This is a genomic window from Mesorhizobium sp. P2_B11 (assembly GCF_056404855.1).
Window position 1 is genome coordinate 638,112 of sequence record NZ_JBFUDF010000003.1, and the last position, 12,288, is coordinate 650,399.

The 12,288-nt window shown below is 62.4% G+C and carries 15 protein-coding genes; 5 read left to right on the forward strand and 10 right to left on the reverse strand.

Going from position 1 to position 12,288, the window contains the following annotated elements; translation table 11 throughout:
- Positions 1-81: 81 nt before the first annotated feature.
- A complete protein-coding gene (locus AC1DYJ_RS11620; protein ID WP_477280882.1) occupies positions 82-507 on the forward strand; it encodes a phasin family protein in 426 nt (141 codons plus the stop codon).
- Positions 508-685: 178 nt separating this feature from the next.
- Entirely contained in the window at positions 686-1,183 is a 498-nt protein-coding gene (locus AC1DYJ_RS11625; protein ID WP_477280884.1) for a MaoC family dehydratase, read from the forward strand.
- Here the strand turns inward: AC1DYJ_RS11625 and AC1DYJ_RS11630 are convergent.
- Positions 1,180-2,607: an MFS transporter gene (locus AC1DYJ_RS11630; RefSeq protein ID WP_477280886.1), complete on the reverse strand. Its 1,428-nt coding sequence runs from the start codon at positions 2,605-2,607 to the stop codon at positions 1,180-1,182. The two genes, AC1DYJ_RS11625 and AC1DYJ_RS11630, sit on opposite strands and share 4 nt — an antisense overlap.
- Positions 2,608-2,735: 128 nt before the next feature.
- Here AC1DYJ_RS11630 and AC1DYJ_RS11635 point away from each other — a divergent pair, with 128 nt between their 5' ends.
- Complete coding sequence (locus AC1DYJ_RS11635; protein WP_477280888.1) at positions 2,736-3,626, forward strand: LysR family transcriptional regulator; 891 nt, start codon at positions 2,736-2,738, stop codon at positions 3,624-3,626.
- Positions 3,627-3,635: 9 nt separating this feature from the next.
- Here AC1DYJ_RS11635 and AC1DYJ_RS11640 read toward each other — a convergent pair whose 3' ends face one another.
- Entirely contained in the window at positions 3,636-5,054 is a 1,419-nt protein-coding gene (locus tag AC1DYJ_RS11640) for an aminotransferase-like domain-containing protein (RefSeq protein WP_477280889.1), read from the reverse strand.
- A gap of 107 nt (positions 5,055-5,161) precedes the next feature.
- On the opposite strand from AC1DYJ_RS11640, the gene AC1DYJ_RS11645 reads away from it, so the two are divergent.
- Positions 5,162-6,025, forward strand: coding sequence for a DMT family transporter (locus AC1DYJ_RS11645; RefSeq protein ID WP_477280891.1), 864 nt, complete (start codon positions 5,162-5,164; stop codon positions 6,023-6,025).
- A 500-nt stretch (positions 6,026-6,525) separates the two neighbouring features.
- Here AC1DYJ_RS11645 and AC1DYJ_RS11650 read toward each other — a convergent pair whose 3' ends face one another.
- The 3 genes from AC1DYJ_RS11650 to AC1DYJ_RS11660 are packed head-to-tail and all read right to left on the reverse strand — an operon-like array spanning position 6,526 to position 8,980.
- Positions 6,526-7,566, reverse strand: a complete 1,041-nt coding sequence (locus AC1DYJ_RS11650; RefSeq protein WP_477426073.1) for a zinc-dependent alcohol dehydrogenase family protein — start codon at positions 7,564-7,566, stop codon at positions 6,526-6,528.
- A 36-nt stretch (positions 7,567-7,602) separates the two neighbouring features.
- Positions 7,603-8,253 (reverse strand): maleylacetoacetate isomerase, encoded by a 651-nt coding sequence (gene maiA, locus AC1DYJ_RS11655; RefSeq protein WP_477280895.1) that lies wholly within the window; start codon positions 8,251-8,253, stop codon positions 7,603-7,605.
- A 4-nt stretch (positions 8,254-8,257) separates the two neighbouring features.
- On the reverse strand, positions 8,258-8,980 hold the full coding sequence (locus tag AC1DYJ_RS11660; protein WP_477280897.1) for a fumarylacetoacetate hydrolase family protein: 723 nt from the start codon (positions 8,978-8,980) through the stop codon (positions 8,258-8,260).
- 179 nt (positions 8,981-9,159) lie between these two features.
- Here AC1DYJ_RS11660 and AC1DYJ_RS11665 point away from each other — a divergent pair, with 179 nt between their 5' ends.
- Entirely contained in the window at positions 9,160-9,843 is a 684-nt protein-coding gene (locus tag AC1DYJ_RS11665) for a response regulator (RefSeq protein ID WP_477280899.1), read from the forward strand.
- A 161-nt stretch (positions 9,844-10,004) separates the two neighbouring features.
- Here AC1DYJ_RS11665 and AC1DYJ_RS11670 read toward each other — a convergent pair whose 3' ends face one another.
- The 5 genes from AC1DYJ_RS11670 to AC1DYJ_RS11690 all read right to left on the reverse strand — a co-directional run bounded on the left by AC1DYJ_RS11670 (position 10,005) and on the right by AC1DYJ_RS11690 (position 12,268).
- Positions 10,005-10,550, reverse strand: coding sequence for a hypothetical protein (locus tag AC1DYJ_RS11670; RefSeq protein ID WP_477280901.1), 546 nt, complete (start codon positions 10,548-10,550; stop codon positions 10,005-10,007).
- A 115-nt stretch (positions 10,551-10,665) separates the two neighbouring features.
- On the reverse strand, positions 10,666-10,896 hold the full coding sequence (locus tag AC1DYJ_RS11675; protein ID WP_477280903.1) for a hypothetical protein: 231 nt from the start codon (positions 10,894-10,896) through the stop codon (positions 10,666-10,668).
- A 40-nt stretch (positions 10,897-10,936) separates the two neighbouring features.
- Positions 10,937-11,362 carry a lipocalin-like domain-containing protein gene (locus AC1DYJ_RS11680; protein ID WP_477280905.1) on the reverse strand — a complete coding sequence of 142 codons (426 nt, stop codon included), beginning with the start codon at positions 11,360-11,362 and terminating at the stop codon, positions 10,937-10,939.
- 30 nt (positions 11,363-11,392) lie between these two features.
- Complete coding sequence (locus AC1DYJ_RS11685) at positions 11,393-11,824, reverse strand: hypothetical protein (protein ID WP_477280907.1); 432 nt, start codon at positions 11,822-11,824, stop codon at positions 11,393-11,395.
- Positions 11,825-11,872: 48 nt separating this feature from the next.
- Positions 11,873-12,268 carry a DUF4279 domain-containing protein gene (locus AC1DYJ_RS11690; RefSeq protein WP_477280909.1) on the reverse strand — a complete coding sequence of 132 codons (396 nt, stop codon included), beginning with the start codon at positions 12,266-12,268 and terminating at the stop codon, positions 11,873-11,875.
- Positions 12,269-12,288 lie beyond the last annotated feature (20 nt).

A 12,288-nucleotide genomic window follows, 5' to 3' on the forward strand; every position in this document is an offset into this window, starting at 1 on the left:
GGGCGAATGGACACGCGGCGCGCGAGTGCTATTGTTTGGGTTAGGGTTCAGCATTTGCGCAAACTGGGGAGCAAACGAGCAATGGCCAAACAACCCGACTCCGATTCGTTCCTGGACATGTTCAGTCGCTTCGGCCGCGACCTGAAGGTGCCGAATGTCGAGGCGATCCTCGAGCACCACCGCAAGAACCTCGAGGCGCTGGAGAAATCGGCGCGGGCGGGCGCTGCCGGCGCGACGTCGCTTCTGTCCAGGCAGCGCGAGATGCTGCAGGACACGCTGCGCGAAGTCAGCGACATGGCGCATAACTACAAGGCGCCAGGCAATCCGCAGGAGCTGATGTCCAAGCAGGCGGAGTTCGCCAAGAAATCCTTCGAAGCGGCGCTTAAAAATGCCAGCGAAGTGGCCGAACTGGTCAAGAAATCCGGCACCGAATCCGTCGAGATCCTGCGCGAGCGCATCAAGGAAGCGATGGAGGAGATCCGCTCCGGCTACGAGAAGAGGAAGTGATGTCAGGCACGGCATGACCGCTGCCTGCCGCCTCTGTACAGACCGGCCGTGTGCGGCGCATGGCCATGGACGAGCCCTGCCGTTTGGCGGAAAATGACGGAACGGAATCGCAACAGGCGAATTGACAGGGGCTGTCGGTTCGTGGTCCGAGGCAGTTGGAGCCATCGGGAAAGCAGGAATGACGGAACTACGGCCGAAAACGCCGCCGACCTTTGAGCAGCTAAGGGCGATGGCCGGGCAGGAGCTCGGCGTGTCGGAATGGACGACGATCGACCAGAGCCGCATCAACCAGTTCGCCGAATGTACCGGCGACCATCAGTGGATTCACGTCGATCCGGAGCGGGCGAAGCGGCAAAGCCCGTTTCGCACCACGATCGCGCATGGCTATCTGACGCTGTCGATCATCGGCGCATTGGCGCTCGATATGGGCATCGTGCCCGAAAACACGCAAGCCGCCTTCAATTACGGCTTCGACAAGGTGCGTTTCCTGGCGCCGGTCAGGGTTGGCGCACGAATCAGACTGCGCGCCACGCTGTTGTCTGTGGAGGACAGGGGGCCGGGCCAGTATCTGATGAAGGCCGCCAACACGGTCGAGATCGAAGGTGAGCACAGGCCGGCACTGACCGCCGAAACGCTTGTCATGCTGTATGAGCGCCGCAAGCGGGCCGGAGCCTAGGCCGACCTGCCGGCGGCGCGGGCAGAAAACAGCGCCAGCAACAGTGCAGCCACTGCCAGCGCCGTCGCCGTCTGAAAGGTGACCTGCATGCCGTGGGCGGCTGCCGCTGAGGTCAACGGACTTTCTCCGGCCGAGGCGACCGCAAAGATGGCGCCCATCAGCGATGCGCCGGTGATCAGGCCGAGATTGCGTGACAGATTGAGCAGGCCGGACACGACGCCACGTTCGCCGGCGGCGACACCGCTCATCACGGCTGCATTGTTGGAGGTCTGGAACAGCGCGTAGCCGAAGCAGGTGACGGCGATCGGCACGACATAACTGGCAATGCCGAGTGCTGTCATCGCCAGAGACAGCAATGAGGTGCCGATGGTGAGGCTGAACAGCCCGGCGACCATCATCCTGTGCGCGCCGAAGCGATCGGTGAGGCGGCCGGCAATCAGCGCCGAGAGCGCCGAGACCAGTGGACCTGTCGACAACACCACACCGACCATCGCGGCATCAAGCCCGAGCCCGCGCGACAGATAGAACGGAGCGACCACCAGGGTCGCCATCATCACCGTGGCGACGACGAGGTTCATGGCGAGGCTGGCGGTGAGCCGGATGTCGTACAACCGGGCAAGCCGGATCAAGGGATTCTTCGCCCGCGTCTGCACAATGCCGAACAGAACGACGCCGATGCCGGCCGCGATCAGCAGGCCGATGTTGAGTGTGCCGAAATGGCCGCGGCCGAGCGTCATCGCCAGCGCATAGGCGGCGAGCGTCAACGCGAGCAGGGCCGTGCCTACCGCATCGAAGCTGCCGCGATCGGCTTCGGCAGCCTTGCCGCGGGCGGGCAGCGCCAGCCAGGCGAGAGCGAAGGCCGCGACGCCCAGCGGGACATTGACGAGGAAGATTGCCCGCCAGCCGAAGCCGGCAATCAGCAGGCCGCCGAGCGAAGGGCCGAGCGTCGTGCCGATCGCCGACATGGCGCCGAGCAGGCCCATGGCGCTGCCGGTTCTCTCCTTGGTCACGGTCTCCGCAACAAAGGCCAGCGTCAGCGCCATCATCAGCGCCGCGCCAAGCCCTTGCACGGCACGCGCCGCGATCAGCAGCGAGAGCGTCGGCGCCAGGCCGCAGAGCACCGAGGCCAGCGTGAACAGCGCGATGCCGCCGAGCAGCAAGGGCCGGCGGCCGACCATGTCGGCCAGTCGGCCGGCGCTGACGATCAAAGCGGTGATGGCGAGCAGATAGGCGAGAACCACCCATTGCACCGACTGGAAGGACGCGTCGAAAGCCTGCATCAGGGAGGGCAAGCCTACGCTGGCAATGCTGGTGCCGAGCGACGACAGCAGCGTGGCGAGCGAGAGGCTGGCCAATGCCAGGATGGCAGACCAGGTCTGCCATGGCGTCGAAGCGCGGTCTCCATTCTGCTCAGCAATTGCCACGACGATCTCCTTTTTTGGTCCGGAAGCGGGCCTGTCGGAGATCTAGTCGCTACCTTGGTGTGGCGAAAGGCGCAGCATTTGCATCTTATTCGTGCGCTAAACGCCATGTCATGTGTTACAATCCGCGGATGACATCGCCCGATCTCAATCTGCTGTTCGCGCTCGACGTCCTGCTCGCCGAAGGCAGCGTGGCGCGCGCGGCAAGCCGGCTGCGGCTCAGCCCTTCGGCGATGAGCCGCACGCTGGCGCGGCTGCGGGAAGCGACCGGCGATCCGCTTTTGGTCCGCGCCGGCCGCGGCCTGGTGCCGACACCGCGTGCGGAGGAGTTGCGGCAGCAGGCTGGCCGCGTCGTTGCGGATGCCGAGGCGCTGCTGCGCCCGGCAACACTGCTCGATCTCGCGACGCTGGACCGGATTTTTACGCTGCGCACCAATGAAGGGTTCGTGGAGGAGTTCGGGCCGCGTCTTGTCGCCCGCGTCGAGGCTGAGGCGCCCGGTGTGCGGCTGCGCTTTGCGCCCAAAGCCGACAAGGATGTCGCCTCGCTGCGCGACGCGGCGATCGATCTGGAAATCGGCGTTGCTGGTGACTCCGGCCCGGAGGTACGGATACAGGCGCTGTTTCGCGACCGCTTCGTCGGCGCGGTGCGAGCGGGCCATCCGTTGAGCGAAGGCGGGGTGACGCCCGAGCGTTACGCGGCCGGCCGGCACATCAGCGTCTCCAGACGCGGCCGCGAAAGAGGACCAATCGACGAGGCCCTGGCACAGCTTGGCCTGCAGCGAACCGTGGTGTGCATGGTCTCCGGCTTCTCGGCCGCACTCGCCATGGCGCGCGCTTCCGACCTGATTGCCAGTGTGCCCGAGCGGCACACGCAAGGCGCGCGCGCCGGCATGGTCAGCTTTCCGCTACCGGTCACCACGGTCGAAGTCACCATCTCGATGCTGTGGCACCCGCGGCTCGATGCCGATCCGGCGCAGCGCTGGCTGCGCGACTGTGTGCGCGAGGTTTGTGCGGCTCGATAGTCTGCGACGTCAACGCGCCATTGCCGCCTCAAGCACCTTGAAAATCCGCTCGTCTCCGCACTGTGCAACGTTGAAGCGCAGGAAGCGGCTGGCTGACCCCGACAGGCTGAACGCGTTGCCGGGCGCCAGAACGACATTCTCGGCAAGTGCGCGGCGAGCGATTTCGGCGGCATCCACGCCGTCGGGCAGGCTGCACCACAGGAACAGGCCGGCCGGCTGGTCGATCCAGGGCGTGATGCCGATCGCTTTCAGGCGCGCCCCCGTTTCGCTCATGGCGCGGGCAAGCCGGGCGCGCAGCAGGTCCATGTGCTTGCGGTAGCTGCCGTCCTTGAGCAGCGCCAGCACCAGTTCGGCTGCCAGCCGCCCGCCGCCGAAAGTGGTGGCGATCTTGAGGTCGGTGAGCTGCTCGATCCAGTCGCGCGGCGCTGCGATGAAGCCGCAGCGCACCGAGGCCGACAGCGTCTTGGAAAAACTGCCGATGTGGACGACGCGGTTGAGGCCATCGAATGCCGCCAGCCTTGGCGCGGGGCTGTGCTCGAAATCGGCGAAAATGTCGTCCTCGACGATGGTCAGGTCCGACTGGTCGGCGAGTTTCAGCAGCCGATGCGCGGTGACCGGCGACAGGATGGCGCCGGTCGGGTTGTGGATGGCCGAGTTAGTGATGTAGAGGCGCGGCCGGTGCTCGGCCAGCGCCTGCGCGAACAGTTCGATATCAGGCCCCGTTTGGGTATAGGGCACGCTGACCACCTTGGCGCGGTGGGCGCGCAGCAGCGCGTGAAAATTGAAATAACAGGGGTCGTCGACCAGAACGGTATCGCCGGGTTCGATGAGGAAGCGGCACAAGAGATCGATCGCCTGCGTGCCGGATTCCGTTAGCATGATCTGGTCGGGCGAAACATCGATGCCGTGCCCTTCCATGCGCCGCGCCAGCAATTGCCTGAGCGCCGGCAGGCCGAGCGGCGTGCCGTAATCGGCAAGCGCTGTATCGTCGGCGCGTGCCACGGTGCGCAGCGCCCGGCGCAGGGCGGACTGCGGCATCCACGAGGCCGGCATCCAGCCGCAGCCGGGTTTCAGCATCTCGCCGCCGGCTTCCAGCGACTGGCGCGAGACCCACAACGGGTCGACTTCGCGGTCGAGTCGCGGGCCGATCTCGGCCAAGGACAGTGGCGCCAGCGACCCGGCGGCAAAAAAGCCCGAACCCGGCCGGGAGCGGATCGCGCCTTCGGCGGCAAGCCGCTCATAGGCTTCGACCACGGTGGATTTCGACACCTGCATGGCTTTGGCGAAAGCGCGGATCGAGGGCAGCCGCGCGCCCGGCGTCAGGCTGCGTGCGGCAATCCGCTGGCGAATGGTTGCCATGACAGTTTCAACAAGCGTGGTCGCGGCAAAGGCGTCGGCAGGATCAGTTTTGAAAGCGAGTTCGGTCATCTGTATTGCTCAATCGGCCATTACAGTTTCGTAAAATTGTACTGCATTGTCTCTGGCTTTGCCATAGCCGTCAGCGCGATACAGGGCGAAAGCATTGGAGTCAGAAAGTGGACAAGAGCGCGAGCGGTTGGGTGAACGGATTCGTCGGCGTGCTGATTTTCAGCGGCTCGCTGCCGGCGACGCGCGTGGCGGTGGCGGATTTCGATCCGACCTTTCTCACCTCGGCCCGCGCGGCGATTGCCGGGCTGCTCGGGCTGGCGATGCTCATCCTGTTCCGGCAGAAGCGGCCGGAGCGCAGCGATTTTCTGTCGCTGGTGGTCGTGGCGCTTGGCGTGGTTGTCGGCTTTCCCTTGCTGACGGCGCTCGCGCTGAAGCATGTCACCTCCGCCCATTCCATCATCTTCGTCGGCCTGCTGCCGCTGGCCACCGCAATCTTCGGCGTGCTGCGCGGCGGCGAGCGTCCTCGCGCTGCCTTCTGGCTGTTCTCCTGCATCGGCAGCGCGCTGGTCGCCGGTTTTGCCCTGATGCAAGGCGTGACGGCGTCACCGATCGGCGACGGCCTGATGCTGGCCGCCATCATCGTCTGCGGGTTGGGCTATGCCGAGGGCGCCGCACTATCGCGCAGGCTGGGCGGCTGGCAGGTGATCTGCTGGGCGCTGGCGATCTCGTTGCCAATCATGCTGGTGCTGACATTCGTGACGCTGCCGCCATCCTTTGCCGGTATCGGCTCCGGCGCGTGGGCCGGTCTCGCCTATGTCTCGCTGTTCAGCATGCTGATCGGCTTCGTGTTCTGGTACCGCGGCCTTGCCCAAGGGGGTATCGCCGCCGTCGGGCAATTGCAATTGCTGCAGCCTTTCTTCGGCCTCGCTTTGGCGGCGACGCTGCTGCACGAGCAGGTCAGCCCGCTGATGGTGGTCGTCACGCTCGGCGTGGTGGCCTGTGTGTTCGGGGCGAAGAAGTTTGCGCGGTAGGATTGGCTGACTCGGCCGCGAACTCACTAATGTGAAATGACAGAAACTTGGTGGAAGCAGTCACGCCGCGATCAGGTTGGGCCACGAGTCGGAAAGCGGAGCGGGGTTGCCGGATCAAGGCCAACCTCGAAAACCCGAAGCGGTACAACTGTATCGTGTGGATGAACGCGGCCGGGCCAATTTCCCCATACCACCTCAGCCATAAACCTGCGGCCGCGACATTCGACCTCAATCAAGTCACCAACCACCGGAGCCGTTCCAGCAAATCGGTTTTCGTCTGCGCGAAGCTCACGTTCCGTGACTACTTCGCCATCCTTCAGTGCAATACGCTTTACCCAATAGGCCATAGCGACAGTATAGTTCCTGCGTGTGGCCGGTCCAGCCAGGTTCAAACCGATGATCGCTTGGGGTCGATTCTGACGGACTAGCGCAGCCTTGTCGAGCGGTTCTACTGGCGTCTTGGTTGCATGGACTGTTCTGCAATTTCTACCGAATCGCTGTCAGAATTTCGTCACCACCCCGATGCCGATCCCCTCAAAGCCGCCCATCGCCATCAAGGCCGCGGGCGCTTCATCAAGGCTGATCTTCTTGCCGACCAGCAGTTCGGGCTTGAGCTTGCCGGTGCGGATCATCTCCATCATGGCGGGGTAGCGGTAGGCCTGCATGCCGTGGCTGCCGAGGATTTCGAGTTCGAAAGCGATCACCTTGTCCATCGGCACTTGCGGGCGGGCGTGTTCGCCCAGCATCAGGCCGACCTGCACATGTCGGCCGCGCCGGCGCAGATTGGAAATCGAGTTGAACGATGTCGTGGGGTGGCCGAGCGCGTCCATCGACATGTGCGCGCCGCCATTGGTGATCTGCTTGACCGCCTTGACCACATTCGGGGTCGTCGAAGCGTTGATGGTGGCCACCGCGCCGATCTTTTTGGCGAACTCCAGTTTCTCGTCGGTGAGGTCGATGGCGATGACATTGGCGCCCATGGAACTGGCAATCATGATCGCCGACAGGCCGACGCCGCCGCAACCATGCACCGCTACCCATTCGCCCGGCGTCACCCGGCCCTGGTCGACAATGGCGCGAAACGAGGTAACGAAGCGGCAGCCGAGGCTGGCGGCGGTGGCGAACTCCATCTCCTCGGGCAGGCGCACGAGGTTGGTGTCGGCATGCTCGATGGCGACATATTCGGCAAATGAACCCCAGGCGGTGAAGCCCGGCTGTGTTTGATGCTCGCAGACCTGGTGATTGCCTGAGGTGCATTCGAAACAGCGGCCGCAGCCGACGCAGAACGGCACGGTGACGCGCTCGCCGGCCTTCCAGCGAGTGACCTGCTTGCCGACGGCAACGACGATGCCGGCGAGTTCATGGCCGGGAACATGCGGCAGCGTGATGCCGTCGTCATGACCCATCCAGCCATGCCAGTCGCTGCGGCAGAGCCCGGTCGCCTCGACCTTGATGACGACGCCGTCGGCCGCCGGTTTCGGATCGGGCACAGTCTGGATCGTCGGCGCTTGGCCGAACTTTTCGAAGACGACGGCTTTCATCGGCAATTCTCCGTGCTCTGCTCCGGCATTGTGCGCCTATTCCGCATCTATCTGATTCTCGGGCGCTGCCTTCCGAAAGGCCGGCAAAGCCATGCAGGAGGCGTGGATGCGCGAGATCGTGGGGTAGGGCGTCAGGTCGACGCCGAAGCGGGCGTTGCTGGCGATCTGGGCGACCAGGCAGATGTCGGCCAGGCCGGGCGCATCGCCGTGGCAGAAGGTGCCGGTCTCTGGCGACGAAGCCAGAATCTTTTCAAGCGGCTGAAAACCTTCATTCACCCAGTGGCGGAACCAGTTGACGACATCCTGGTCGCCGGCGCCGAACAGAGTGCGCAGCGAGGTCAGCACGCGCAGATTGTTCACCGGATGGATGTCGCAGGCGATCATCTGCGCCAGCATGCGCACGCGGGCCCGGCCAAGCGCGTCCTTCGGCAGCAGCGGCGGTTCGGGATTGGTCTCGTCGAGATATTCGATGATCGCCAGCGACTGCGTCAAAAGCGTGCCATCGCCGAGGATCAGCGCCGGCACCAGCGCTTGCGGATTGACCGCGCGATAGGCCGGCTCCAGATGGTCGCCATGACGCAGGTGATGCGGCACGTATTCGTAGGTCAGCCCCTTCATCTCCAGCGCGATGCGCGCGCGGTAGGAGGTGGAGGAGCGGTAGTAGTTGTGAAGGACGAGGTCGCTCATCGGATCACGACTTGCCGATGGGATCTTGGCCGATGGGATCTTGGCCGACGGCGATCTCGATGGCGCCGATGCCGTCGACGCCGCCGGTCATCGTCTGGCCCGGCGCCACCGCGCCGACGCCGGCCGGCGTGCCGGTGAAGATCAGGTCGCCCGGTTGTAGGGCAACCGCACCACTGCAGATCGAAACGATATCGGCGATTGGCCAGATCAGTTCGGCGAGGTCGCCATCCTGTTTCACCGCGCCATCGACGGCGAGCCAGATGCGGCCCTTTTGCGGGTGGCCAGACTGTGCCGCAGGGACCAGCGGGCCGCAGGGCGCCGAGCGATCAAAAGCTTTCGACCAGTCCCAGGGCCGCGCCGCCTTCTTGGCCTCGTCCTGCAGGTCGCGGCGGGTGAGGTCGATGCCGACGCCGTAGCCCCAGACATGGTCGAGCGCCTCAGCGCGGGGAATGCGGAAGCCGGCCTTGCCGATCGCCGCGACCAGCTCGATCTCGTGATGCAGGTTTTTGGTCAGCGGCGGGTAGGGGATCGTGGTGCCGCTATCGACCACCGCATCGGCCGGCTTGGTGAAGAAGAAGGGCGGATCGCGCTCGTCATTGCCGAGTTCGCGGGCGTGCGCGGCGTAGTTGCGGCCGACGCAGAAGATGCGGCGCACCGCAAAACGTTCGGCCGAGCCGGCGATGGCGACCGAAGGGATTGCGGGCAAGGGAAGGACGAAGTCTGTCATGCCAGGTCTTTCTGCTTCAACTGCCGGCACATTTGACCGATTTGGACGGCCGGGCAAGGCATGAGCGTCCGCAAAAGCGTCGGCGCCGGTTGCCCGATTAAGGTGGCGATAGACTATTTGCCAATAAGCTGGCCATACCAGCGGGAGTATCCTGCCCAGGGAGGACTGAAACGAGCCCCATGACCGCAGTCAACGATCGCGCCCGGTTCCTGATCATCGACGACCATCCGCTGTTTCGCGAGGCGCTGCACAGCGCCGTGCAGATGGCGTATCCGGAAGTCGACACTGTGGAGGCGCGCTCGATCGCCGAGGCACTCGATCTTCTGGGTGGGATAAAACCGTTCGATCTGGCGCTGCTCGATCTCAACATGCCCGATGTCCACGGTTTTGACGGGCTGCTGCAGCTCAGGACCCGCCATCCGCGCCTGCCGGTGGTCGTCGTCTCGGGCTATGAGGAGCCGAGGATCATCTCCGAGGCGCTGTCCTATGGTGCTGCCGGCTTCATCCCGAAGTCAGCGCGCAAAAGCGATCTCGCAGCCGCCATTCGCTCGGTGATGGAGGGCGCGATCTATGTGCCGGAAACCTATGAGGGCCAGCCGCCCGACGCCGACAGCGCCGACCGCGCCGACATGGTGCAGCGCCTGGCGAAACTGACGCCGCAGCAGCTGCGCGTGCTGCAGATGCTGCGCCAGGGCCTGCTCAACAAGCAGATCGCCTACGAGTTGCAGGTCGGCGAGACCACGGTGAAGGCGCATGTCTCGGAGATCCTGCGCAAGCTCAACGTCTACAGCCGCACGCAAGCGGTAATCGAAGTGTCGAAGCTCGATAATGCGGAGCTGTTCAGGGATCAGGCGGGGTTTTGAGCTTTCTTACCCTCCCCCTAAGGGGGAGGGTCGATCCGCGAAGCGGGCGGTAGGCGCCTCACTAGTTCAACCCGGCAAAAAGCGCACTGTCACCGCAACTCCTGTCCAGGGATGTCGTATTGAAATGCACCAGTCCCGCAATTTCCAAGGCGCACCACCAACTAAGGAATAGGTACCTCCCTCGTCAGGTCAAAGTCGCGTGGCGACTGCTCGGCGGCAGTTAGCCGCTTCCCGGCATCTAATAAAATAGCCGACCCAGGTCCAACGTAGAACGCTCTAACCTTACTGAATTGCTTTTTGAATACTCTGCTAAAAACCCTCATTAGGTCCTGTGCGAGCGGAGCGCCGGAGGCTGTTGCTACGCGACCATTTAAGATCACATCTTGACCCCATCGCCCGCCGGGAGAAAGCGTTACCGTGTCCGGATTGCTGAGTTGATCTAACAAATACCGAATGCCTAAGGTTGTCCTTACGAGCCTCATCTCGATCGGAACAGCTTGACCAGTGACGAGAAATGATCGCCCGCTGGAGGCCGATTCTGTGGTTGACTGCCCAAGATCCGGAATTTGCATCCCATTATTGTAGGTTTGCAATTCCATCTTGGGGAATTGACCCATGAGGATGTACTTTAGCGGTATCTCACGTTCTACAGCGTCCAAAACGGGAAATAGATCATCCCCCGCCGCAAAGAAGTTAATCTGTCTCATACAATTTCCATCTGGGTACGATGACCGAGCACTATTTCATTTTCATCATCTGACGTGCTGACATCCCTGGATGTCGCGGCTGTTGCGAGATGAGGCGTGCTGGACGAGCAGCACGTTAGAGTTCCGTCGCACGCAAAGGTACGATTGCATCGGGGTTGTGGGGTCGACGCCCGGCCCAGTGGCCCCACACGATCTCGACCTTCATGGGCCGCCCGAAAACCGTGGTTTCCACCACGTCACCGACCACCGGAGCCTCCGCGTCCGCCAGAATGCCGCCATCGGGGAGAGTGCGTTCCGTCAGCAACTCGCCGGTTTTTAGAAGGATTCTTTTGATACGGTATGGCATTGGCTAGGGCCTGTATTGGTGTCATTCCTAGTAGGGAAAATTACTCGCGTCTAAAACGGAGGATACCCCTTCCTATTGGATTTCCCAATGCCAACGGATTCGGCATCCAGGCCGTAAAGACCTCGAGCGCGTCTCCATCAAGCTTGTAGAATCGTTCCTGCTCACTGACGTTCCAGGCTTCATTCCAAGATGAGTCAATCTTTGTGATGAACCTGTCGCCTTCTATCCGATACCGTCCGGTATAGGCCATCACAGTGCGGAACAGGGCCACCAGTTTCTCATCTGTATTCCCTGGCTCCCGCGTCTCTGCGGTAACCAGCACCATCATTCGCCCATCAGAGCCGAAGATAAGGTACCCGTTGGGGTCGGCGCCCCACGGTTGACTGCGCTCTTTTGAGTCCTGAAGCTCAGTATCAAAAGAAACCAACCGCCAGGAACCGTGGAGCCCGGTGTCGCGCTCAGACATGTTCGCTCCTGTAGTGGTCTGCCAGCTTGTTCACGGTACCGCACTGGCGCGCATCAGAGTCACCCGCCTTATCCGGTCTGCATGAGCCTGGTATTCGATGTGTATTGAATGATCTGCCTCGTCAAATCGGTCCCAGGGGCCATACTCACCCAAATAAGGATCTGTCCGTGCGACGCCGCTTTTTGAAGGCACGCCAAAACGGCTCAGCACGTCCTTGCGGCTCCATGAAAAGGGAATACCCAAGAGGTCTCGATCCAGATTGTCAGCCTCTATGAATATGGTGTCTATCGCTTCGTCGTCGCCGCAGATGAAGGAAAATTTGTTACGCGCGGAAACGTAATTTATTCGGATTTCCGGAAGATCATCCGTAACAGTTCGTTTGAATTTCCAGGATTCAAATGGCGGTGACGTCAAAAGGTATGACGCCGGCTTCTCCAGGTAATCAAGCATTGCGTTGGTCATTCGATTTGCTCCGGATAACAGCAAGCGCTGCTCGCCAGACGCGGCGGCCTATTCGGGAAAATGCTCAATATCAAACGTCGCTCCAATTTTGGCGAGAAAGGCAATCGTCTCAGCGGAGAAAAACATGGGAATACGCTCGTTTTCCGGGGCGATTGCTATCTTCACGGATATGTCTTTCAGATGCTCGTGATGGCGTAGTCGAGAAAGGTTTTCGATCTTTTCGCCCAGCCGCAGGGACAGCTCGTGAATAGCGATGTTGAGATCGACATACTCGTCGTATCTGCAGCTAATATTCCAACCGTTGCTTGGAGGGTATGGTTTGGGAGGCGTTCTCAGACTGCCTTTCAGCACCTCCCTGTCGGCGTCAATTTCCAGAAGGTCCGCTATCTCCTCGGGAGAGAGCCTGCCCGATCTCACCGATAGAAAGGCCGTAATCCTGGTCATCTTCATTTCCGACGTGACAG